Origin of the sequence: Actinomyces israelii (assembly GCF_030253495.1) — a bacterium.
Taxonomy (GTDB): Bacteria; Actinomycetota; Actinomycetes; order Actinomycetales; family Actinomycetaceae; genus Actinomyces; species Actinomyces israelii.
Window position 1 is genome coordinate 1653139 of record NZ_CP124548.1, and the last position, 23268, is coordinate 1676406.

At 72.7% G+C, this 23268-nt stretch carries 16 protein-coding genes and 1 rRNA gene; 8 read left to right on the plus strand and 9 right to left on the minus strand.

The window, feature by feature from the left end; genetic code table 11:
• Nucleotides 1-170 precede the first annotated feature (170 nt).
• From AIF0345_RS06770 to AIF0345_RS06795, 6 genes are all read right to left on the minus strand, one after another.
• Entirely contained in the window at nucleotides 171-965 is a 795-nt protein-coding gene (locus tag AIF0345_RS06770) for a DeoR/GlpR family DNA-binding transcription regulator (protein ID WP_268917859.1), read from the minus strand.
• A 228-nt stretch (nucleotides 966-1193) separates the two neighbouring features.
• On the minus strand, nucleotides 1194-1769 hold the full coding sequence (locus AIF0345_RS06775) for a dihydrofolate reductase (RefSeq protein ID WP_043564907.1): 576 nt from the start codon (nucleotides 1767-1769) through the stop codon (nucleotides 1194-1196).
• A gap of 70 nt (nucleotides 1770-1839) precedes the next feature.
• On the minus strand, nucleotides 1840-2706 hold the full coding sequence (locus AIF0345_RS06780; protein WP_285297737.1) for a thymidylate synthase: 867 nt from the start codon (nucleotides 2704-2706) through the stop codon (nucleotides 1840-1842).
• A complete protein-coding gene (locus AIF0345_RS06785) occupies nucleotides 2703-3389 on the minus strand; it encodes a hypothetical protein (protein ID WP_043564844.1) in 687 nt (228 codons plus the stop codon). The genes AIF0345_RS06780 and AIF0345_RS06785 overlap by 4 nt, the downstream gene beginning before the upstream one ends.
• Before the next feature lie 64 nt (nucleotides 3390-3453).
• On the minus strand, nucleotides 3454-3897 hold the full coding sequence (locus tag AIF0345_RS06790; RefSeq protein WP_285297739.1) for an OsmC family protein: 444 nt from the start codon (nucleotides 3895-3897) through the stop codon (nucleotides 3454-3456).
• Between the two features lie 238 nt (nucleotides 3898-4135).
• Entirely contained in the window at nucleotides 4136-4633 is a 498-nt protein-coding gene (locus AIF0345_RS06795; protein WP_268917857.1) for a DUF2505 domain-containing protein, read from the minus strand.
• Nucleotides 4634-4685: 52 nt separating this feature from the next.
• Here AIF0345_RS06795 and AIF0345_RS06800 point away from each other — a divergent pair, with 52 nt between their 5' ends.
• Entirely contained in the window at nucleotides 4686-6158 is a 1473-nt protein-coding gene (locus tag AIF0345_RS06800; RefSeq protein ID WP_043564850.1) for a sensor histidine kinase, read from the plus strand.
• Nucleotides 6159-6269: 111 nt separating this feature from the next.
• Here the strand turns inward: AIF0345_RS06800 and AIF0345_RS06805 are convergent, their stop codons facing one another.
• Complete coding sequence (locus AIF0345_RS06805; RefSeq protein WP_008729815.1) at nucleotides 6270-6518, minus strand: WhiB family transcriptional regulator; 249 nt, start codon at nucleotides 6516-6518, stop codon at nucleotides 6270-6272.
• Nucleotides 6519-6741: 223 nt separating this feature from the next.
• Nucleotides 6742-9948: an FtsK/SpoIIIE domain-containing protein gene (locus AIF0345_RS06810; RefSeq protein WP_268917855.1), complete on the minus strand. Its 3207-nt coding sequence runs from the start codon at nucleotides 9946-9948 to the stop codon at nucleotides 6742-6744.
• Nucleotides 9949-10145: 197 nt separating this feature from the next.
• Here AIF0345_RS06810 and AIF0345_RS06815 point away from each other — a divergent pair, with 197 nt between their 5' ends.
• Together AIF0345_RS06815 and ligA are read left to right on the plus strand one after the other, a co-directional pair.
• Nucleotides 10146-10883, plus strand: a complete 738-nt coding sequence (locus AIF0345_RS06815; protein WP_052375330.1) for an SOS response-associated peptidase — start codon at nucleotides 10146-10148, stop codon at nucleotides 10881-10883.
• Between the two features lie 58 nt (nucleotides 10884-10941).
• Nucleotides 10942-13359: an NAD-dependent DNA ligase LigA gene (gene ligA / locus AIF0345_RS06820; RefSeq protein ID WP_285297741.1), complete on the plus strand. Its 2418-nt coding sequence runs from the start codon at nucleotides 10942-10944 to the stop codon at nucleotides 13357-13359.
• Nucleotides 13360-13476: 117 nt separating this feature from the next.
• On the opposite strand, the gene AIF0345_RS06825 is transcribed toward ligA, so the two are convergent.
• Complete coding sequence (locus AIF0345_RS06825) at nucleotides 13477-15189, minus strand: L,D-transpeptidase (RefSeq protein ID WP_285297742.1); 1713 nt, start codon at nucleotides 15187-15189, stop codon at nucleotides 13477-13479.
• Nucleotides 15190-15794: 605 nt separating this feature from the next.
• Between AIF0345_RS06825 and gatC the strand changes: the two genes are divergently transcribed.
• The 5 genes from gatC to AIF0345_RS06850 all read left to right on the plus strand — a co-directional run bounded on the left by gatC (nucleotide 15795) and on the right by AIF0345_RS06850 (nucleotide 22751).
• Complete coding sequence (gatC, locus tag AIF0345_RS06830; RefSeq protein ID WP_043564857.1) at nucleotides 15795-16100, plus strand: Asp-tRNA(Asn)/Glu-tRNA(Gln) amidotransferase subunit GatC; 306 nt, start codon at nucleotides 15795-15797, stop codon at nucleotides 16098-16100.
• Nucleotides 16097-17617, plus strand: a complete 1521-nt coding sequence (gene gatA / locus AIF0345_RS06835; protein WP_285297743.1) for an Asp-tRNA(Asn)/Glu-tRNA(Gln) amidotransferase subunit GatA — start codon at nucleotides 16097-16099, stop codon at nucleotides 17615-17617. The genes gatC and gatA overlap by 4 nt, the downstream gene beginning before the upstream one ends.
• 1 nt (nucleotide 17618) lies before the next feature.
• Nucleotides 17619-19127, plus strand: a complete 1509-nt coding sequence (gene gatB, locus AIF0345_RS06840; RefSeq protein ID WP_404975986.1) for an Asp-tRNA(Asn)/Glu-tRNA(Gln) amidotransferase subunit GatB — start codon at nucleotides 17619-17621, stop codon at nucleotides 19125-19127.
• Nucleotides 19128-19322: 195 nt separating this feature from the next.
• Complete coding sequence (locus tag AIF0345_RS06845) at nucleotides 19323-20708, plus strand: NAD-dependent malic enzyme (RefSeq protein WP_285297745.1); 1386 nt, start codon at nucleotides 19323-19325, stop codon at nucleotides 20706-20708.
• Between the two features lie 492 nt (nucleotides 20709-21200).
• A 16S ribosomal RNA gene (locus AIF0345_RS06850) occupies nucleotides 21201-22751 on the plus strand.
• Nucleotides 22752-23268 lie beyond the last annotated feature (517 nt).

Sequence of the window (23268 nt, forward strand, 5' to 3'; positions counted from 1 at the left end):
CCCGGGGCCGGCCCCCGGTTGGAGCCGCCCTGAGGCTTCACGGGTGGAAGGACGGGTGCGCGTCACGGACCCGGCGGCCAGTGCCGGGGCCTGCGCTGTGGATGTCGGGATGGCGCCTCGGGCGTGCCTCGGCGTCGGCCGGGCGGCCTCGCTGCCGCCCGGTGACTGGACTAGAGCCTGTGGGGGCGAGCCTTGCGGTCGCTCACCGCTCCGTCGGGCGCGACCGTGGAGACGTCAACGCCCGCGGAGGTCAGCTCCTCGACCATCTGCTCGCTGATCGCCGCATCGGTCCACACCCGGGTCACGGCGGTGGCCTCCAGCAGGGGGACCGGGCCGTGGGAGCCGAACTTGTCCGACTCGGTGAGGATGATGACGTGCTCGGCGCGCTCGGCCATGGTGCGCACGGCCTCCGCCCTGAGCTGGTCCCTGCCGGTGAAGCCGACACGGGGGGAGAACCCGTCGGTTCCGATGAACAGCTTGTCGACGAGGAACTGACTGACGGCCTGGCGGATCATGGGACCCACCATCACCTGGGAGTCGTTCTGGTAGCTGCCGCCGAGCAGGATGGTCGAAGCGTGCGGCTGGCGTCTGATGTGCTCGGCGATGAAGGCCGAGTTGGTCACAATGGTGCAGGAGCGCTTGGTGCGGGCGATCTCCCCGGCCAGAAGCGAGCAGCACGATCCGGCCTCGATCATGACCGTCTCCCCCTCGGAGACGGAGCCCGCCGCCGCCTGCGCGATGCGGAGCTTGGCCGCGTAGTGGTGGGCGATCCTGCCCGCGGGATCGTCGCTGGACACCGGCGTCGCGATCCCCCGTTCCCGGCGTACCAGGCCCTGCTCCTCCAACGTGTCCAGATCCTTGCGGATCGTGACCTGAGAGACTGACAGGGCCTCGGCCAGAGCGGTGACGGATGCCTCGCCGTCGCGAGTGACGGTCTCGAGGATCGCCATTTGACGTGCGGCCATGGTGTGCATGCCTCCTTTCTACCCTATGCGGCGGGCTGATGGACACAAGCGTACGGAACCAAGAAGGTTGCAAAAAAGGGACATTAGTCCTTCGTTAGAAAGTTCTGAACTTTCGAGCGGAAGTTTTGGTGGCGGTTCGTCATGCGGTGACACCTCCTCGCGCCGGTCCGGCGGACTGCGGGCGCGGACAACCGGGCGATGGGGCGGGAAAGGGGCGGCGCCCCGGCCTCACAGGCGGCGCCAGGTCTCCACGCGCCAGCGGGCGTCCCCGGAGACGGGGCGCCAGGTCCCCGGGGCGTCGGAGCGGGCGGGGTCGATGCGCCACTGCCGGGCGCAGACCGCCGGCGCCCGCACCAGGTCTGGCTCCGGCAGGCCGCGCTCGCGGGCCCGCTCGGCGGCGTCCAGGTCCAGGACGCTGACCACGAGCACATCGGGCAGCCCCGCCGCCAGGGCCTGGTCGTAGACGCTCCCGCCGCCGATCACCCACAGCCTGGGCAGCCCCGCGGCCTCGCCCGTGCGGGGGTCCTCGCCGAGCTCGGCCGACAGGCCCCGGGCGGCCGCGGCCAGGCCCTGGCGCAGGCCGGAGGCGCGCAGCGCCCCCGGGGCCCGCCAGCGGCGGTCACGGGTGAGGACCACGTTGCGGCGCCCCGTCAGCGCCCCGGCCAGGGAGTCCCAGGTGGAGCGGCCCATGACCAGCCCGCAGCCCATGGTGGTGGCCCTGAAGTGCCTGAAGTCCGCGGGCACCCGCCACAGCATCCCTCCCCGCGCGCCGAGCAGGCCGGTGGCGTCCTGCGCCCAGATCATGCCCAAGCCGCCCGCCGGCGCCGCGGGCCGCACTTCCCCTCCGCTCACGGGAGCCCGGCTCTCGGCGCGCTCACACGGCCACCGGCGCCTTGATCGCGGGATGGTGGAGGTAGCCGGCCGAGGCGTCGATGTCCTCCATGGTGTAGGCGTCGATCGACTCCGCCGGCCTCAGGCGGAGCGCGGGGAAGGGGTGGGCGGCGGGCACCCGGGAGAGCTGGGTGCGCACCTGGACGACGTGGTTGTCGTAGATGTGGCAGTCTCCGCCACTCCAGATCAGCTCGCCGGCCTCCATGCCGGTCTGCTGGGCGAGCATGTGGGTCAGCAGGGCGTAGGAGGCGATATTGAACGGCACCCCCAGGAACAGGTCGGCGCTGCGCTGGTAGACCTGCAGGCTCAGGCGCCCGCCGGCCGCGTAGCACTGGAAGAAGGCGTGGCAGGGAGCCAGCGCCATGGCGCCCAGGTCGCCCACGTTCCAGGCGGACACGAGCATGCGCCGCGAGTCCGGGTCGTGGCGCAGGGTGTCGACCAGGCTCGCGATCTGGTCGATCGCCCCGCCGTCGCGGGTGGGCCAGCTGCGCCACTGCGCCCCGTAGAGGGGCCCGAGCTCGCCGTCGTCGTCGGCCCACTCGTCCCAGATGGTGATGCCGCGCTCGCGGAGCCAGCCCACGTTGGTGGACCCGCGCAGGAACCACAGCAGCTCGCCCTTGACGGCCCTCATGGCCACGAACTTGGTGGTGATGCGCGGGAAGCCGGCCCCCAGGTCGTAGCGCAGCTGGCGGGCGAACAGCGAGCGCGTGCCCGTCCCGGTGCGGTCGCCCTTGGGCAGGCCGTGGGACAGGACCTCGGCGAGGAGCTCCTCGTAGGCCACGTCGACGCCGTCGGGCGCCCGCAGCCCCAGCTCGCTCAGGGCGGGGTAGCGGTCCGCGGAGCGGCTCACGCGTCGATCACCTCGGCGCGGTCGGCCGGCTGTACGGCCGGGCCGAGCGCGGAGCGGGTGCCCTCGATGACCTGGTTGGCCAGGGCCCTGCCCCCGGTCCAGCCGATGGCGGCGCCGACCCCGAAGGGGATGAGGCGCCCCAGCGCAAGGGCGCCGCTCTTGGCGGCCACCCGCTTGGTCATCCGCCGCGTGAGCTGCTTGTTGACGGCCTTGACGGTGGGCAGCGGCATCTGCGCCAGGTACTGGGCGGCCCAGAACAGGGTGGTCAGGCCCAGCGAGCCCTGGATCGCCTCGGATCCCTCGCGTCCGAGCAGGGCCGACATCACCAGGGCCCGGCGCCTGTCGGTGTCGATGACGCGCAGTCCCTGCAGCTCGGCGATGGTGAGCACGTAGGTGACCGCCGAGGCCAGGAACATCGCGGTCTGGCCGATGGTCAGGGCCGTGGCCGTGCCCGCCCCCACCACCGGGAGCGCGGCCGAGGCCCCGACGGCGCCGGACGACAGGCCGGCCTCGGTGCGGAACCGCGAGGCCGCCAGCTCGACGAGCTCTGCCGTGTCGGCGCCGGGGCGGTCGCGGCGCATGCGGGCGATCCGCTCCTCGATGCGGGCGGCCGGGATGGCGAGTGCCTTGTCGAGCGCGCGCTCGAGGGCGGAGCGACCGGTGGAGCGGTCGGATGCGGCCATGGGGTACCTCCTGGAATGAGAGCCGGATGGGCGGGCCGCCGGGACCGGAGCCGGGCCGGGGACGTCAGTCCCGGTCGTCGAGCAGGTGCAGGCGCACCGAGGCGCCCTTCTCGATGGTGTGGCCGACGGTGCAGGCGCGCTCGACAGCGGCCTCCACCCTCGCGGTGAGGGTGTCGCGCTGCTCGGGGGTCAGGGCGGCGAAGTCGGCGACGATCTGGACGTCGAAGTCGCTGTAGCGCTCCTCATCGTCGTCCTTCAGGGTCGCGACGACGACGTTGGCCTCGAAGTCCTCGCCCAGCGCCCTGGCCAGCCGGTGGTCGGCCGACAGGGTGTTGCAGGTGCCCAGGGCGAGCTTGATGAGCTCGCCGGGGGAGAACTCGCCGGGCCCCGTGCCCACGCGCACCTGCGCGCCGCGGGCGTTGCGCCCCAGGTACTGACGGGTGCCCGTGCGCTCGGCCCACACGGAGTTGGACTCTGTCGGCGTGATGACTTCGGACTGCTCGCTCATGGCGCGATGGTGCCACGGCGACCGGGCTGCGTGAAGAAGGCGCGCACATCGGAATGTTGAGTCGCAGTAACCCACAGCGAATCGCAGCGATCTGCGGCCGGCCGCAGCGCCACCGAGCCCTCCGGAGCGGGGCGAACAGGGTGCTCGGCCTCGCTCCGGAGGGCTCGACGGCGGCCTGCGGGGACGCGCCCTGGGCCCGCGGCCCCGAGTCTCAGTGCTCTCAGTGCTCTCAGTGCTCTCAGTGCTCGGCCAGCCAGGCGGTGGCGCGGGCCTCCTCGTCGGCGACAGCGCGGTCGGTGAGCGACATCGCCTTCTCCTCGATCTTGTGCCCCACCAGGGGGACGCTGACGCTCAGGTCGACCTCGATGGTCAGCTCGGTGGCGTTCTCGCCGGCCGGGCGCATCGCGGTGGTGGCGCCGGCGGTGACCGGCGCGCCCTTGAGGGTGATGTCGATGTCTCCGGTGCGGGAGCCGTCGTCGGCGGGCTCGCCCCAGGACTCCGCCAGGGTGAAGGAGATGGTGGAGCGCACGAATCGCTTGGCGGCGGCGGGCAGGAGGCTGGGCGGCACGGAGCCTGCGATTGTGGACACAAAGCCCTGCCCGCGCGCGGCCACGTCCACAGTGGCGTCCTCGAGCCCGAAGCGGTCGATGCGGCCCTGCTGGTAGGCGGGGTCGGAGAGCATCGTGGCAACGCGCTGGGGGTCGGCTGGGTACGTCATGGAGATGGTTTTCCTCATGGGGCGATCTTGCCACGAGGACCGGGCCTCGCGCCGCCGGTAACATCGGGTTGTGCCCAACCTCCTGTCTCCCTCGACCCGCGGCGCCATCGATCTCCCTGCTGCGGACCTCGACTGGCTCCATCAGCTCATCGCCGACTGGCAGGTGATCGCCGATCTGTCGGTGTCCGACCTGGTGCTGTGGATCCGCACCGACACCGGTCGCTTCGTCGCCGTGGCCCACTGCCGTCCCGCCACCGGGGCCACCGTCCACCTCGAGGACGTCATCGGCCGGCGCATGCCCGCCGTTCGCGAGGCCCTGGCGCTGGAGACGTTCACGAGCGTGCAGGTCGTCGTCGCCGCCGACCCGGAGTGGACGGGCACGACCGCCGTGCGCGAGGAGTACGTGCCGGTGGTGCGCGACAGCGAGCCGATCGCGGTGGTCACCCGGGAGTCCTCGGTGGGGGTCATGCGGGGCGGGCGCATCGTCCACCAGGCCCAGGAGGACCTCGCAGACGCCCTGTGCCTCATGATCGCCCAGGGCGACTTCCCGATCCGCGGCGCCGCCACCGGGGTGCGCCACGGCACGCCCCGGGTGGGCGACGGCGTCGTCCGGCTGGATGACGACGGCCGTGTGGTCTACGCCTCACCGAATGCGCGCTCCTGCTTCCACCGCCTGGGGCTGACCGACGAGATCGACGGGCACGTGCTCGCCGAGGCGGTCCCCGCCATCATCCCCGAGCGCACGCCCGTGGACGAGACGATGGCGGTGGTGCTCATGGGCCGCCAGGCCTGGCTGGCCGAGGTCGAGGTCAGCGGCGTGTTCCTGTCGATCCGCTCCATCCCCCTGCGCCGTGACGACCGGCGCATCGGGGCCCTGCTGCTGGTGCGGGACGTCTCGGAGATCCGGCGCCGCGAGCAGGCGCTGCTCAACAAGGACGCCACTATCCGTGAGATTCACCACCGTGTGAAGAACAACCTGCAGACGGTCTCCGCGCTGCTGCGCCTCCAGGCGCGCCGCGCCACCAACGACGAGACGCGCGAGGCGCTGGCCGAGGCCGAGCGCCGCGTCGCCACCATCGCGACGGTGCACGCGGCCCTGAGCCAGAACGTGGACGAGACCGTCGACTTCGACGAGGTCTTCGCCTCGGTGCTGCGCGGCGCCGCGGCCGTGGCGACCGCCAGCGGACGCGTGACCACGCACATCGAGGGCACCTTCGGCGTGGTGGAGGCCGATGCCGCCCAGGCGCTGGCCACCGTGCTCGCCGAGCTGGTCACCAACGCCGTCGAGCACGGGCTGGAGGCCCGCGACGGCACGGTGACCGTCACCGCCGAGCGCGACGGCGACGACCTGACGGTCCACGTGATCGACGACGGCGTCGGCCTCGAGCCGGGCACGGTCATGACGGGGCTGGGGACCCGGATCGTGAGCACTCTTGTGCACGGCGAGCTGCGCGGCGTCATCGACTGGCGGCCCGTGACCGATTCCGCGCGCGGCGGGCAGGGGACCGATGTCGTCGTGCGGGCTCGGCTCGCCCCGACCTGAGCGCCCTGGCCGCCCCGGGCGGACGGCGCGAGCCGCCCGGCGCTCCCCGGACAAGAGAACGCCCGTCGGACCGATCGGTCCGACGGGCGAGACGGGGCGGGTGGCGGGGCGTCAGGAGGAGCGGCGGGCGCGAGCCGCCCGGCGCTTGAGGGAGCGGCGCTCGTCCTCGCTCATGCCGCCCCACACGCCGGCGTCCTGGCCGTTCTCCAGGGCCCACTTCAGACAGGTGTCGACGACCTCGCAGCGGGCGCACACCTCCTTCGCCTCGGCGATCTGGGCGATGGCCGGGCCGGTGTTGCCGACGGGGAAGAAGAGCTCCGGGTCAACGGTGAGACATGCTGCCTGGCTGCGCCAGTCCATGAGGGCTCCCTTCGGGGGTACGTAGTGCGGCCGCCCCGTGCCCGCCTGTCCGAGCCGTGCTCGGAAATGAGCAACAGGTCGTCGCTTCCTTGGAAAACTTTCACACGCGTGCGGGGGCCTGGCAAGAGTTCAGCGGTGAGAGGTGCGTCGACGGCATGTCATTATGCTCACAGCTGGGAGTATTCGGTCCCGGGCGCCTCGCGCTCACGACACGGCCCGGGACTCAGCCCGCAGCCGCCCCCGCGTCGCCGGCGACCTGAAGAGGGACTGCGCTCGCCCTGGAGACCAGGGCCCCCCGGCCCGGCAGCGTCAGCGCACGGGGGTCGGTCACCGGCCGCAGGGAGCGCCCCGCCACCTGCGACGCGGGCCCCAGGGCGGGCCACAGCACGACCAGGTCGCCGCGCTCGCGCAGGGTCGCCAGCGGCCCCCGGTAGGTCGCCACGGTGCGCTCGGTGCTCGCCGAGGCCAGGACCGAGCGCCCGGCCCGCAGGGCCTCCTCGACCCCGACGTGCACGGCCGCCTCGGCCATGTCGAGGTCGTCGACCACCAGGAGCTCCTCCGGCGCCTCGTGCCGGCACCGTTGCAGGGCGCGCAGGGCGGTCGTGCGGCCCGAGCCCGGAGGCCCCACCACGAGCACGCACCCGCGGGGCACCGGCAGCGGCAGGGCGCCGTCCCCGCCCACCGCCCACGTCCCCGGGCCGGGCGGCACCGTGCGGGGGATCGCGGCCAGCCGGTGCGCCGGGCGCCCCGGGGCCCTGCGGGGCGCCCGCGGCACGATCACCTGGACGGCCAGGGCCCGATCCGCGTCGGCGGCGCCGTCGACAATGACGCCGCGTCCCGCCCCCGAGCCCGTCACCACCCCGCGCGGCAGGCCCGCCACCGCCGCCTGGGCCGGCTGCGGCGCCCCCAGCACCAGGCGCAGCCCGATCCGGGCCGCCCACCTCGCGCCGGCCATGGCCAGCGGAGCGGTCACCACCAGGCCCGTGCCCGTCGCCGGGGCCGTGCGCACCATCAGCTCGAGCAGGCCCTGCCCCTCGCCCGGGCCCAGCACCTCGTCAACGGCGGCGGCCATCGCGTCCGCGTCGTCGACGACGACCAGCTCTCCGGCCAGCTCCCCGGCGGCGGCCAGCGACCACAGCCGCGTCAGGCGCCGCGGGTCCTCCGGCCCGACGACGGTGCCCAGGCCGGTGCCGGGAACCGCCGCCAGCTGCGGGGGCGCGGCCCCCGCCAGGCACAGCGAGACGGCCAGGCCCGACTCCAGGGCGGAGGTCGCGGCCGCCAGCGCCGCCGTCGTGCGCCCCGATCCCGGCGAGCCGAGCACGGCCAGGGGCTGGTCCGCGGACCACCGCCAGTGGCCCAGCCGCTGCTCCTGCGGGTGGTCCGTGGCCGCCAGGACCAGGCCGTCTGCCGGGCCCGTGGCGGGACCGAGAGCCACGGCCTCCTGCGCGCCCAGCGACGTCGGCAGCGGCGGAGCCCAGGGGCGCCACGGCGGGGAGGAGGTGCGGGCGGCGGCGCGCACCTCGGCCACGAGCGCCCCCAGGTGGGCCTCGGACCCGCACCAGGGCGCCTGAGCCGGCCCGCCCGCGTCGGCGGATCCCGCGCCCGTGACCAGGACCCGCCCGGGGTGCGGGGCGAGGGCGGCGGCGCCGTCGTGCCCCAGGACGTCCCGGGAGTCACCGACGTCGAGCACGCGCAGGCACACGCGCAGCGTCGTGTTGGCGCGGATGGCCGGCGAGACCGCGCCCGCGGGCCGCTGGGTGGCCAGCACCAGGTGGATTCCCAGGCTGCGCCCCTGGGCGGCCACCCGCACGAGGCAGTCCAGGACATCGGGGTGCTGGGTCGCCAGCGTGGCGAACTCGTCGACCGCCACCACGAGCCGGGGCGGCGCCTGGGCGGGACTCACGGCCCTGACGTCCTTCGCCCCCGCCTCGGCCAGAAGGCGCTCGCGGCGCCGCACCTCGGCCTCCAGGGAGGCCAGCGCCCGCGCGGTCGCCGCCGGGTCGAGGTCGGTGAGCACCCCGGCGGTGTGCGGCAGGCGGGCCAGCGGCCCGAAGGCGGCCCCGCCCTTGTAGTCCACCAGGATCAGGGCCAGGCGCGAGGGCGGCAGGCCGAGGGCGAGCTGGAGCAGCCAGGAGGTCAGCAGCTCGGACTTGCCCGAGCCGGTCGTCCCCGCCATGAGCGCATGAGGGCCGTCACCCACCAGGTCGGCCGTCACCTCCCGCCCGCCGCGGACCCCGAGCACCGCCGGCAGGGCGCCGGAGCCGCCGCGGGAGACCTGGAGGCGCCAGCGCGCCCCGATACCGTCGCGATCCACGGGCCCGGTGACCTCCTCCAGGGCGACCTCGTCGGGCGCCGCGACCTCGGCGGAGGCGCGCGAGGAGCCGAGGCCCATGAGCTCGCCCGCCGCCTCCCACCACCGCTCGCCCAGGAGCGGGGCGCCCGACGGCGCCGCGCGCACGGTGCGGGCTCTTCCCGGCGGGGCCCCGGGGGCGGCCAGCAGCTCGGCACGGCACGCGGCCGCCTCACGCCCCCAGGTCAGCCGATAGCCCTGGTCGGTGGCGGCCACGTGCGCCCGTCCCCGGGCCGCGATCTGCGCGATCCACCACCGCACCGCCGCCCGCGAGGACGGACCGGTCAGCGCCGTGCGCTGGCCGGCGGCCAGCTCGAGCAGGTCGGCGCGCCTGCGGCGGGCGAGCCAGGCAGTGCGCGGGCCGTCCTGCGCGGCGGCGGCCGCCTGCTCGTCGGCGCGCACCGCCAGGGACAGCAGCATGGAGGGCGGGTCCGGGTCTCGCCCGCACCAGCCGGCGCCGGCGGGGCGGCGGCGACCACGCTCGCCCCCAGGGGCCGGGGAGCCCAGCCGCATGACGGCCATGAGCACCATGGGGGCTACCGCCAGCAGCCCGTAGGCACCCCGCCCGGTGGCGCGCATGGCGACGGCCGCCACGACGACGAGCATGAGCGCGGCCGCCACCACGGCCGCCCGCACCCAGCGGCGCCGGGAGCGCCCGGCGGGCGCGGGAACCGTGAGGTCGTGGGGGCGGCGCCGCACCTCCAGCAGGGTGTCGCCCACCAGGACGAGCGCGCCCGCCCGGCAGCGCGCCCGTCGCCGGCCCAGGCTCCGCCACCAGAGGCCGCGACGCACGTGGGTGCCGTTGACCGACCCGGCGTCGGCCACGGTCACGGACTTCGCGGTGGTGCCCAGCAGCAGGTGGCGGCGGGAGACGGCGGGGTCGGTCATCACCTCGCCTCGCCCGACCGTGCCCTCGGCCGGCACCGGCAGGACGAGTCCCGCGTCCGGCCCCGTGAGCACGGCCAGGTGCCAGGGCCGCGACAGCGCCTCCCGGGCCGCCCGGGCGCCCGCGTGCGGCGCCTCGGCGGGCGGGTCGTGCAGCGTGCCGGGGGCGGGGCCGGCGGGGGAGGGCGAAGGCATGGCACGAGGGTGGCGCAGTCGGCGCGGCGCGCGCACCGGGGGTGTGGACGGGCGCCCCCGTCCCCGCGCGAGCCCCGGCTGTGGAGCCCCGCGCCCCGGCCCCTCGCCGAGATCGGTCCGCTTCAGCCTCGAGATCGCTCGGGCTGCGGCCCGAGGCCGCAGTCGCGGGACTGGAGGCGGTGTGCCAGGCTGGCCCCGTGTGCGGACGCTACGGATCCTTCAGCGCCACGACGGCCATCGCCGAGGCCCTCGCCGCCACCGTCGCGCCCGAGGCCGTCGGCCTGGGGCCCTCCCGCAGCATCGCGCCGGGCGCGGACGTCGCCGTCGTCATCCGCCGTCCGGCTCGGGACGGGGAGGCCGGCGCCCCCGGCCCGCCCGCCCGCCCCCGCCGGGTGCACGCGGCGCGCTGGGGGCTCCTGCCGCCCTGGGCCACCGACCCCGCCGCCGGCTTCCGCGCCTTCAACGCACGCTCCGAGACGGCTGCGACCAAGCCGACCTTCCGCGACGCCATGCGCTCCTTCCGCGCCGTCGTGCCCGCCTCGTGCTGGTACGAGCGGCGCACCCCCTCCGCCCCCGCCGCGGCGCGCGCCGCGAGGCAGTCCTACGCCGTGCGCCGCGCCGACGGCGGACTGCTCGCGCTCGCGGGCCTGTGCTCGTGGTGGCGCGTGCCCGAGCGGCCGGACAGGCCCGTGCGCCAGGGGCCGGCGCTGCACGGCTCCTGGCTGCTGACTCTGGCCATTCTCACCCGTGACGCCGGGCCAGACCTGGCCTGGCTGCACCCCCGCGAGCCAGTCGTCCTGCCCGACGACGCCGTGGACGCCTGGCTCGACCCGGGGCTGTGCGACGGCGGAGCCGCCACGGGTCTGCTTCGCCTGGCCCGGCCCGGGCTCGCCTGGACGCCGGTGGAGCGCACCACGCCGGCGCCGCCTCCCTGAGCGGCCCGCTGCCGGGACGCGTGGTCCGCGCCCGCCCGGGATGAGGAAGGATGTGCTCATGACTGACGCCCCCGCCTCACCAGCGCCCGACGACGCCTCCGACCTCACCTCCGTTCCCGCCGCGGCCCGCCTGCGCTGGAGCGAGCTCGTGCGCGACATCGAGCGCGCCCGCGACGCCTACTACGTCGCCGTCGACGCCCAGAGCCCCTGGTCCGACGCCGAGTACGACGCCCTCTACCGCGAGCTGGAGGCCCTCGAGGCCGCCCACCCGGCACTGGCCCTGCCCGGCTCTCCCACGCGGACGGTCGGCGGGCGCGCCTCCACGGACTTCGCCGAGGTCCGCCACCACGAGCACCTCTACTCCCTGCGGGACGTCTTCAGCCTCGCCGAGGTCGAGAAGTGGGTCGAGCGCATCGTCGCGACCACCGAGGTCCCCGACGACGAGCTGCCCATGACCGCCGAGGTCAAGATCGACGGCCTGGCCGTGGCGCTGACCTACGAGCACGGGGCGCTCACCCGGGCCGCGACCCGCGGGGACGGCACCATCGGCGAGGACGTCACCGGCAACGTGCGCACCATCGGCTCGGTGCCCCTGGTCCTGGCCGGGGACTCCCACCCGGCGCTGCTGGAGGTCCGCGGCGAGGTCTACTTCCCCGTCGAGGCCTTCAGCGCCTTCAACGAGGCCCGCCGCACCGAGAACGTCGAGCGCGAGGCCCGGGGGCGCCCCCTGCTGCAGGTCTTCGCCAACCCCCGCAACGCCGCGGCCGGCTCGCTGCGCCAGAAGAACCCCGCGGTGACGGCCGCGCGGCCCCTGGCCATGATCACCCACGGCATCGGCGCCATCGTCCCGGTGCCGGGGGAGGAGCTGCCGGGGGAGCAGCACGAGTGGTACGACCTGCTCGCCCGCTGGGGCCTGCCCGTGTCCCCCTACAACGCGGTCGTGCGCGGGCGCGCCGAGCGGGAGGCCTACATCGCCCGCTACGCCGACCACCGCCACGACCTCATCCACGAGATCGACGGCATCGTCTTCAAGCTCGACTCGCGGTCGCTGCAGGCCGAGCTCGGGCACACCTCCCGCGTGCCGAGATGGGCGGCCGCCTACAAGTACCCGCCCGAGGAGGTCCACACGCGCCTGCTCGACATCGACGTCCAGGTCGGGCGCACGGGCCGGGTCACGCCTTTCGGGATCATGGAGCCGGTGCTCGTGGCCGGGTCGACGGTCGCGCGCGCCACCCTGCACAACTCCGCCGAGGTGACGCGCAAGGGCGTGCGCATCGGCGACCTCGTCGTGCTGCGCAAGGCCGGGGACGTCATCCCCGAGATCGTCGGACCGGTGACGGAGGCGCGCGACGGCACCGAGCGCGACTTCACCATGCCCGGGCGGTGCCCCTCGTGCGGCACCCCGCTCGCCCCGGCCAAGGAGGGCGACGTCGACCTGCGCTGCCCCAACACCCGCTCCTGCCCGGCCCAGCTCACCGGGCGCGTGGCCCATATCGGCTCACGCGGCGCTCTCGACGTCGAGGGCCTGGGCGACGAGGCCGCGGCGGCCCTGACCCACCCCGACGCCGGGCGCGAGGACGCCCTGGCGGCCCTGGCCGCCGGGCGCACCCTGGACACCGAGAGGGGCGGGCTGCGCATCCCCCGGGCCGAGCTCGAGGTACTGCCGCCCTCGGAGCGGATTGACGCGGCGCGCCGGGTCCTGGAGGAGGCGGGCATCGGAGAGCAGGCTCCGGTGCTGACCGGCGAGGCGGGCCTGTTCGACCTGAGAGTCGATGATCTGCGCGAGGTGATGGTCTACCGGCCGGTCGCCCGGCGCGGAGCCCCCACGGGCGACTGGCGCCTGGCCCGTTTCTTCTGGTCCAAGCAGGGCTACGACAGGGACGGGGGCGTCAGGAAGCCGACTGCCGCGGGCAAGAACGCCACTGCGATGCTCTCCCAGCTGGCCGCCGCGAGGTCGCGTCCCCTGTGGCGGGTCCTGGTGGCGCTGTCGGTGCGGCACGTGGGGCCGACGGCGGCCCGCGCGCTGGCCGGACGCTTCGGCTCGCTGAGGGCGCTGCGCGAGGCGGGAGTAGAGGAGCTGTCCCAGGTCGACGGCGTCGGGCCGACCATCGCCGCCTCATGGACCGAGTGGCTCGACGTCGACTGGCACCAGGAGATCCTGGACCGCTGGGCGGCCGCGGGGGTGCGCACCGCCGACGGGACCGCCCGGGATGTCGGGCCCGCGCGGACCCTGGCGGGCCTGACCGTCGTCGTCACCGGCACCCTGGAGCGCTTCACGCGCGACGGCGCCAAGGAGGCGATCGTCTCGCGCGGGGGCAGGGCCGCCGGGAGCGTGTCGAAGCGGACGAGCTTCGTGGTCGTCGGCGAGAACGCCGGCTCGAAGGAGGCCCGGGCCCGCGAGCTGGGCCTGAGGATCCTGGATGAGGAGGCCTTCGAGCGGCTCCTGGCCGAGGGCCCCGACGCCGTGAGCCCCTGAGAACCCGCTGACAGCGGCAGGAGGTGGCCGGCCGCCCACGATCCAGTGGGCGGCCGGCCACCTCCTGCCGCGGAATGGTCCCCGGTCGGGGCGGAGGCAGCGGGGATATCAGTGATATCAGTAGTGGCTGGCGACCGTCGTGCCGACCTCGGCCCAGTTGAAGAACCACTGGGCCTCCCCGACCGGCATGTTGAGGCAGCCGTGCGAGGCGGAGTAGCCGAAGCTGCTTCGCCACGGGGCTCCGTGGAGGGCGTATCCCTGGTAGAAGTATGTGATCCACGGCACGCCCTCGGTCACGTAGTTCGAGCCGTCGGCGTTCTCGCCGCGCATTGTCTGGCTCTCGTACTGGAGGTAGACGTGGTAGGTGCCGGTGACCGTCGGGGTGGCGGCCGCGCCGTCGACCACGCTGACGGGCCCGTGGACGACAGTGGCGCCCTCATAGGCGGTGACGGTCTTGTTCGACAGGTTGATGTCGATCCACTTCTCGCCGTCGGTGGCCTGGTAGGCCAGGTTCTCCGCACCGGCGGCGATCTTGCGCTCCTCCCAGGTCGCCTTGATCTCCTTGGTCTCGAAGGTGCCGGAGTACGGCTTCCCGCTGGAGAGCGCCTGCACGATGGCGTCGCTGATCGCATCGGCGTTGGTGACCTCGCGGCCGTCGACCGCCTCGACGCTGACGGCCACCTCCTTGCCCTGCGAGTTGACGTTGCGCTTGCCGGTGACGGGCTCCTCGTTGACGTCCTTGACCTGGGCGGCGACCCACTCGGAGACCCTGCCGCTGTCCACCCCGATGGTCGGCGCCTCGGACTCGCTCGTGGTCACGGTGATCCAGGAGGCCTTCGCGGTGTCCTCGGCGGTGTAGGTGGACTCCTCGACGGTGGTGGACTCGCCGGCGACGCCGGCCTTGCCTGCGGGAGCGGTGACGGTGACGTCCTGCGAGATCCATCCGTTGGCCTGGTCGGCCACGCTCTGGGCGTCGGCGTCGGAGACGGCCGGCGACTTCGTCTCGTAGGTGACCGTGACGGAGGACGGTGACAGCGAGGCTGCGGCGGTGGCGGCCGCGGCCTTCAGGGCCTCCGTGTCAACACTGGTTCCCTCCTCGCCCGGCGTGACCCGGAACTCGGTGCCCTCCTCGTCGAGCACAATGCCGGCGTTGCGGGCGACCGCCTGATCCGACGGGATGAGGGAGGTGGCATAGGCCGCGGCGACGGAGTCGTCGGTGGTGGTGACCACGTCGATCTTCTCGCCGGAGAACAGGGCTCCGAAGCGGCCCGGTACGCTCGCCCCGCGGGCCAGCGCGGCGTCGGCGGTCGCCTCCGCGTCGACGGCGGTGCCCAGATCGGCCAGGGAGGCCGTGGCGGTCGTGTCCCCGCTGATGGCGACAGTGGCGTTCGCGGCCTTGTCGTTGATGGCGTTGACGATCTCGTCGCGGCCCATCCCGGCGACGTCGATTCCCGCGACCGTCGTCCCCGGTACGGCGATGCCGTTGTAGTGGGCGGCGTAGGCGTAGCCGCCCACGCCGACGCACATCAGTAGCAGGGCGGCCGCCGCGGCCCATATGGGCCACAGGCGACGGCGCCCGGCATGGACCGGGGCGACGGGGGCCGGGGTGACGACGGAAGCCAGGTTCGCGGGTGCGGAGGCCTCGAAGTCGGCCGCCGGGAGCGGGGTGGAGGCGCCGGGGGCGGGCTCGGAGGCGGCGAACCCGCCGGCAGGGGCCGGGTCCGCCGGGCTGGAGGCTCGGAAACCGCCCGGCGGGACCGAGTCGGGCAGCCCTGAGAGCCCTGAGAGCCCGGTATCGGATGCGGCGCCGGCCCCCTCAGCGGGCGCCATGAACGTGGGTGCGGCCGCGGTGGCCTCGCCCCGGCCGGCTCCGGTACCGCCGTCCGCGGAGTCCGGTGTGGCGGGGGCCGGCTCGGAGGCGGGGCTCGCGTCGGGGTCAGCACCGGTCGCAGATGCGGCCTCAGGGGTGTCGGCGGTGTCGGGAGGGTCAGCGGATTCGGGGGAGCCAGCAGGGAACTCGTCGGTCGTTGCGCTGCAGGGAGTCTCCGCAGCGGGCGTACTGCTGTCCTCTGGCTCGGGCGCACCGCCCGAAGGCCGTGCCTCCTCGACCGCCGGTCGAGAGCCGGGGGTGAACTCTTCCGTAGGCATTGGTCCTTGTCCTCAAGCAGCGCGCATGCCGCTGCCCTGTCGTGCTCCCATTCGGTCTGGGAGAGCTTCAGAGTCCATAACAGCGGTCGGTGGTTGGAATGTCAACGGGGCGTCCTGTCCATGTCATGTGACATCGTGCATGGTCCCTGGAAATGCGGTGTTCTGCACGCGCAGACGCCCTGAGCGCGGGCCCCTCGGGGATCCGGTGCCCCCGGTCCGACGCGCCCGGGGCGAGACCTGCGCGCCGGGCGTCCGAACCGGGTCGGCGGCCTGGATAGACTCGCCCCATGTCTGCCATCTCCTCCGACGAGGTCGCCCGTGTCGCGGCGCTCGCGCGGGTGGCGCTGAGCGACGAGGAGGTTGTGCGCCTGGCCGGTGAGCTGGACGCCGTCGCCTCCGCCTTCGCCCGCGTCACCAGCGTGGTCACGCCCGACCTGCCGGCGACATCCCACCCGGTGCCCCTGACCAATGTGCTGCGCGCGGACGTGCCCGGCCCGACGCTCGACGTCGATGAGCTGCTCGCCGGCGCGCCGCAGGCCGAGGACTCCATGTTCCTCGTTCCCCGGATCCTGGGGGAGGACTCGGCCTCATGACCGTCGATGCCCTCCTCCGCTCCACGGCCGCCGAGCAGGCCGCCGCTCTCGCCGCCGGAGAGGTCACCTCCCGCGAGCTGACCCGGGCCCACCTGGACCGCGTCGCCGCCGTCGACGGCGCCGTGCACGCCTTCCTCGACATCGACGCGGCCAGGGCGCTGGCCGACGCCGGGGCCGCCGACGAGGCGCGCCGCTCGGGCCGGCGGGTGGGCGAGTTGACCGGCGTGCCCGTGGCCGTCAAGGACCTCATCGTCACCCGTGGCCAGGTCACCACCGCGGCCTCGCGGATCCTCGCCGGCTGGGTGCCGCCCTACGACGCCACGCTGGTGGCCAACCTGCGCTCGGCCCGCCTGCCGATCCTGGGCAAGACCAACCTGGACGAGTTCGCCATGGGCGGCTCCACCGAGCACTCCGCCTTCGGCCGCACCGCCAACCCGTGGGACCTGGGGCGCATCCCCGGGGGCTCCTCGGGCGGCTCGGCGGCCGCCGTCGGAGCCTTCGAGGCCCCCGTGGCCGTGGGCACCGACACCGGCGGCTCCATCCGTCAGCCCGCCGCCGTCACCGGCACCGTCGGCGTCAAGCCCACCTACGGGATGGTCTCGCGCTTCGGCGTCATCGCCATGGCCTCCTCCCTGGACACCCCCGGCCCCATGGCCCGCACGGTCCTGGACGCGGCCCTGCTCCACGATGTCATCGCCTCCCACGACCCGCTGGACTCCACGAGCCTTGCCGACGCGCCGCGCGGCATGGCCGCCGTCGTGCGGGCCGCGCGGCAGCGGCGGGACCTGACCGGCCTGCGGGTGGGCGTCATCGCCGAGCTCGACGGCGGCGAGGGGTACCACGACGGCGTCGTCGGCTCCTTCCACGCCGCGCTGGCGGAGCTGGAGGGCGCGGGAGCCGTCGTCGAGACCGTCTCCCTGCCGCACCTGGAGTACGCGCTGGACGCCTACTACCTCATCATGCCCGCCGAGGCCTCCTCCAACCTGGCCCGCTACGACGGTATGCGCTACGGCCTGCGCGTGGAGCCCGCCGAGGGCCCGGTCACCGCCGAGACCGTCATGGCCGCCACCCGCGGGGCGGGCTTCGGCGATGAGGTCAAGCGGCGCATCATCCTGGGCACGCACGTGCTGAGCGCCGGCTACTACGACGCCTACTACGGGTCCGCCCAGAAGGTGCGTACCCTCATCCAGCGCGACTTCGACGCCGCCTGGGAGCGGGCGGACGTGCTGGTCTCGCCCACGGCGCCGGTGACGGCCTACCGCTTCGGCGAGAAGGACGACCCGCTGGCCATGTACAAGCTGGACGTGACCACCATCCCGGCGAACCTCGCCGGGCTGCCGGCCATGAGCCTGCCCTCGGGCCTGAGCGATGACGGCCTGCCCGTCGGCTTCCAGGTCCTGGCGCCGCAGCGCGCCGACGACCGCCTCTACCGCGTGGGCGCGGTGCTCGAGGCCGCACTGGAGGAGGGCTGGGGCGGGCACCTGCTCGACCGGGCCCCCGACCTGGAGGTGAAGTGACATGAGCGATACGCTGACGGATGCGCTGATGGACTATGACGAGGCCGTGCGCCGCTACGACCCCGTCCTGGGGCTGGAGGTGCACGTCGAGCTCGGCACCGCGACCAAGATGTTCGACGCCGCCCCCAACGTCTTCGGCGCCCGGCCCAACACCATGGTCACCCCCACGAGCGTGGGCCTCCCCGGCGCCCTGCCGGTGGTCAACGGCAGGGGCGTGGAGTACGCGATCCGCATCGGCCTGGCGCTGGGATGCCAGATCGCCGAGTCCTGCCGGTTCGCCCGCAAGAACTACTTCTACCCGGATCTGTCCAAGGACTTCCAGACCTCCCAGTCCGACGAGCCCATCGCCTTCGACGGTGCGCTGGAGATCGAGCTGGAGGACGGCACCTTCTTCACCGTGCCCATTGAGCGGGCCCACATGGAGGAGGACGCCGGGAAGAACACGCACGTCGGCGGTGCTGACGGCCGTATCGAGGGCGCCAGCCACTCCCTGGTCGACTACAACCGCGCCGGGGTGCCGCTGGTGGAGATCGTCACCCGGCCCATCGAGGGCGCGGGGGAGCGGGCCCCGCAGGTGGCCGCCGCCTACGTGCGCACCCTGCGCGACATCTTCCGGGCCCTGGGCGTCTCCGAGGCGCGCATGGAGCGCGGCAATGTGCGTGCCGACGTCAACGTCTCCCTGCGCGAGTCCGCGCACGCGCCGCTGGGCACCCGCACGGAGACCAAGAACGTCAACACCTTCCGGGGCATCGAGTCGGTCGTCCGCTACGAGATCCGGCGTCAGGCCGCGATCCTGGCCGCCGGCGGCACCGTCCAGCAGGAGACCCGCCACGGCCAGGCCGACGGCACCACCCGCCCCGGGCGCGTCAAGTCCGACGCCGACGACTACCGCTACTTCCCCGAGCCGGACCTCGTCCCCGTGGCGCCCAGCCGCCAGTGGGTCGAGGAGATCCGCGCCCGCCTGCCGGAGATGCCCGCCGCCAAGCGGCGGCGGCTCAAGGAGGAGTGGGCTCTGGCCGACGACGAGATGCGCGACGTCGTCAACGCCGGCGCGCTCGAGCTCATCGAGGCCACCGCCCTGGCCGGTGCGAGCGGCCAGGCCGCCCGCAAGTGGTGGATGGGCGAGCTCGCCCGGGCCGCCAAGGACCGTGAGGTCCCCCTCGAGGACCTGCCGGTCTCCCCGGAGCAGGTCGCCGAGCTGCAGGGCCTGGTCGACGCCGGACGGCTGACCGACAAGCTGGCCCGCCAGGTGCTCGCGGGCGTCCTGGCGGGCGAGGGAGATCCGAGCGATGTCGTCGAGGCCCGCGGGCTCGAGGTCGTCTCCGACGAGACGGCCCTGCTGTCCGCCGTCGACGAGGCCCTGGCCGCCCAGCCCGACGTCGCCGCGAAGATCCGGGGCGGCAAGGTCAAGGCCGCCGGCGCGATCGTGGGGGCGGTCATGAGGGCCACTCGCGGTCAGGCCGACGCCAGGCGCGTGCGCGAGCTCGTCATGGAGCGCGTGGCCCGCTAGCCCGTCAAGACCGGTCGCCGCCGTGAGGCCGGTGCGTCTCCCGCACGAGACGCACCGGCCTCACGCCCCGTCTCACGGAGCGGTCATCGCGGGAGCGCCCTTCGGCGCACCGGCGATACAGTCTCCCCGTCTAGTACCGACTCGACTCGCGCTCGGTCCGCCGGCCGGTCTCCGTTCTCCCGAAGGAACACATACATGGCTCAGCCCAGCCCCAGCTACACCGTCGCCCTGCACCTGGAGGTCCCCGCCTCGCAGAAGGCGGTCACCACCCTTGTCGACACCGCCTCGGCGACCGGCGCGATCGTCAACGGCGTCGACGTCGCCGACACCGAGGGCGACACCCTCATCGTCGACCTGACCGCGGACACGCGGGACTCCAAGCACCGCGCCGAGCTCGTCAGGGCCCTCGGGGCGATCGACGGCGTCGTCGTCCGCAACGTCGGCGACTCCACCTTCCTCGCCCACGTCGGCGGCAAGATCGCGACCGCCTCGAAGTACCCCATCCACAACCGGCGCGATCTCGCGCGCGTGTACACCCCGGGCGTCGCCCGCGTGTGCAAGGCGATCTACGACCACCCCGAGCGCGCCCGCCAGCTGACCATCAAGAAGAACACGGTCGCCGTCGTGACCGACGGCACGGCGGTCCTCGGCCTGGGCGACATCGGCCCGTCGGCGGCCATGCCGGTCATGGAGGGCAAGGCCGTCCTGTTCAAGCAGTTCGGCGACGTCGACGCCTGGCCGGTCGCCCTGGACACCAAGGACCCCGAGGAGATCATCTCCATCGTCAAGGCGATCGCCCCGGCCTACGGGGGCATCAACCTCGAGGACATCGCCGCCCCCAAGTGCTTCGACATCGAGGCGCGCCTGCGCGAGGAGCTCGACATCCCGGTCTTCCACGACGACCAGCACGGCACCGCGATCGTCACCCTCGCCGCCCTCATCAACGCCCTGAAGGTGGTCGGCAAGAGGATCGAGGACGTGCGCATCGTCCTGTCGGGCGTGGGCGCCGCCGGCAGCGCCATCGCCAAGCTGCTCATGGCCCACGGCGCCACTGACATCGTCGGGTACGGCCGCAGCGGTGCTCTCGACGGCGCGAACACCGAGGGGATGAACGAGCACCGCAAGTGGCTGGCGGAGAACACGAACCCGCGCCATGTCACCGGCAGCCTCAAGGAGGGGCTGGTGGGAGCCGACGTGCTCATCGGAGTCTCCTCCGGCAACCTCCTGGAGCCGGCGGACCTGGGGGTCATGAACGAGGGCGCCATCGTCTTCGCCATGGCCAACCCGACGCCCGAGGTCGATCCGATCGGGGCGGCGAGCTACGCCGCCGTCGTGGCCACCGGCCGCAGCGACTTCCCCAACCAGATCAACAATGTGCTGGCCTTCCCGGGGCTGTTCCGCGGCCTGCTCGACACGGGCATCACCAACATCTCGGTCGATCTGCTGCGCGCCGCGGCCACCGGCATCGCCGGCGTCATCGACGACGAGGAGATCCGGCCCGTGTACATCATCCCCGGAGCCTTCGACAACCGGGTCGCCAGCGCCGTCGGCAAGGCCGTGCGCAAGTTCGCCGGGCAGTAGTGCGAGTGCGGCGGGGGGCCTCGGCTCCTGTCGGGCGCGCCGGTGCCGAGGCCGCGTGTCGCGCATCACGGATCAGCGTGTTGACTGGTGGTGCTCATGGTGACTAGAGTGCACCTCGCTGCCTGATGCGCCGCGAGGCGCGGACGGCGCCCCTGGAGCGGTCCGACGACTGGTCGCGGGCCGGAACCCTCGGGAGATCGGGATCACGAGATTTCGATTTGACTGAGGGAAATGGGTCCGAATAGACTACTCCGGTCGCCTTGGGGACTCGAATCGGAAGTAGGTTCCGTTTCGACCCCTTGTGGGTGTGTTGTTTGAGATCTCGATAGTGTGCTTGTTTTTTGTGCCATGGTTTGCCTGCTTTTTGGTGGGTGGGCTTGTTTTGTCTGGTGGTTTTGTTTTCTGGTTGTGGTTGCTGCTGTGTGCTGTCCTGTGTGGGGTGGTGTGTGGTGGTGGTTGTGGCTGGTTGTTGTTTTTTGGTTTGTTTGTTTTTTTTTGGAGAGTTTGATCCTGGCTCAGGACGAACGCTGGCGGCGTGCTTAACACATGCAAGTCGAACGGGTCTGCCTTGTTTTTTGCGGGGTGGGTCAGTGGCGAACGGGTGAGTAACACGTGAGTAACCTGCCCCTCACTTCTGGATAACCGCTTGAAAGGGTGGCTAATACGGGGTGTTCTGGCTGTGCCGCATGGTGTGGCTGGGAAAGATTCACTTTTGTGGTGTTTTGGTGGGGGATGGGCTCGCGGCCTATCAGCTTGTTGGTGGGGTGATGGCCTGCCAAGGCTTTGACGGGTAGCCGGCCTGAGAGGGTGGGCGGTCACACTGGGACTGAGATACGGCCCAGACTCCTGCGGGAGGCAGCAGTGGGGGGTATTGCACAATGGGCGGAAGCCTGATGCAGCGACGTCGCGTGAGGGATGGAGGCCTTCGGGTTGTGAACCTCTTTCGCCGGTGAAGAAGGTCCTGTTCTTTGTGGTGGGGCTGACGGTAGCCGGGTTATGAAGCGCCGGCTAACTACGTGCCAGCAGCCGCGGTAATACGTAGGGCGCGAGCGTTGTCCGGAATTATTGGGCGTAAAGGGCTTGTAGGCGGCTGGTCGCGTCTGCCGTGAAATCCTCTGGCTCAGCTGGGGGCGTGCGGTGGGTACGGGCTGGCTTGAGTGCGGTAGGGGAGGCTGGAACTCCTGGTGTAGCGGTGGAATGCGCAGATATCAGGAGGAACACCGGTGGCGAAGGCGGGTCTCTGGGCCGTTACTGACGCTGAGGAGCGAAAGCGTGGGGAGCGAACAGGATTAGATACCCTGGTAGTCCATGCTGTAAACGTTGGGCACTAGGTGTGGGGGGTCTTTCCGGGTCCTCCGCGCCGTAGCTAACGCTTTAAGTGCCCCGCCTGGGGAGTACGGCCGCAAGGCTAAAACTCAAAGGAATTGACGGGGGCCCGCACAAGCGGCGGAGCATGCGGATTAATTCGATGCAACGCGAAGAACCTTACCAGGGCTTGACATGGGCCGGCTGCTCCTGGAGACGGGGGCCTCCCTTTTTGGGCCGGTTCACAGGTGGTGCATGGTTGTCGTCAGCTCGTGTCGTGAGATGTTGGGTTAAGTCCCGCAACGAGCGCAACCCCTGTCCCGTGTTGCCAGCGTGTTGTGGCGGGGACTCGCGGGAGACTGCCGGGGTTAACTCGGAGGAGGGTGGGGACGACGTCAAATCATCATGCCCCTTATGTCCTGGGCTTCACGCATGCTACAATGGCCGGTACAGTGGGTTGCGATGTCGTGAGGCGGAGCGAATCCCTTAAAGCCGGTCTCAGTTCGGATCGGTGTCTGCAACTCGACACCGTGAAGCTGGAGTCGCTAGTAATCGCAGATCAGCAGTGCTGCGGTGAATACGTTCTCGGGCCTTGTACACACCGCCCGTCACGTCATGAAAGCCGGCGACACCCGAAGCCCGTGGCCCTGTGGGGAGCGGTCGAAGGTGGGGCTGGTGATTGGGACGAAGTCGTAACAAGGTAGCCGTACCGGAAGGTGCGGCTGGATCACCTCCTTTCTAGGGAGCCTTTAGGGAGCTTTTAGGGAGCTTTTGGGGAGGCTGCTGGGCTGGCTGCCTCCTGTCCTGCCGGGTGTGTGCTGGCGTGTGCCGGCCGGCTGCTGGTGGGGTGGGGGGTGTGGGGTCTGTCTGCTGGTTGCGGGGGCTGCTTGGTGTGTGCTGGGTGGTTCCTGGTGGGTTGGCTGTGGTGCGGGGGACGCGTCCTGTGTGCTGTGGTGTGTGCTGCGCTGTGTGTGTGGCTGCTGTGGTGTGCGGGGTGTCTGCTGGTTGCCTGTGGCTGTCTGCTGGTGCGTGCGTGCGTGCGTGTGCTGGTGGGGGCGGGGGGCTGGTGGGGGTGCGCTGTCGGGTTCTGGGGCGGTGCGTCCCGTTGGTGGCTCTGTCGTGGCTGGCTGGTTGCCTGCTGCTGTCTGCCTGTTGTGGTTCCTGCCGGCTTTGTGGCTGGTGGGGGCCCCTGGGGTGGGTGGTGGGTGGGTGGTGGCTGGCTGGTGTGGGCGGGTTGGTTGTGATCTGTATAGTG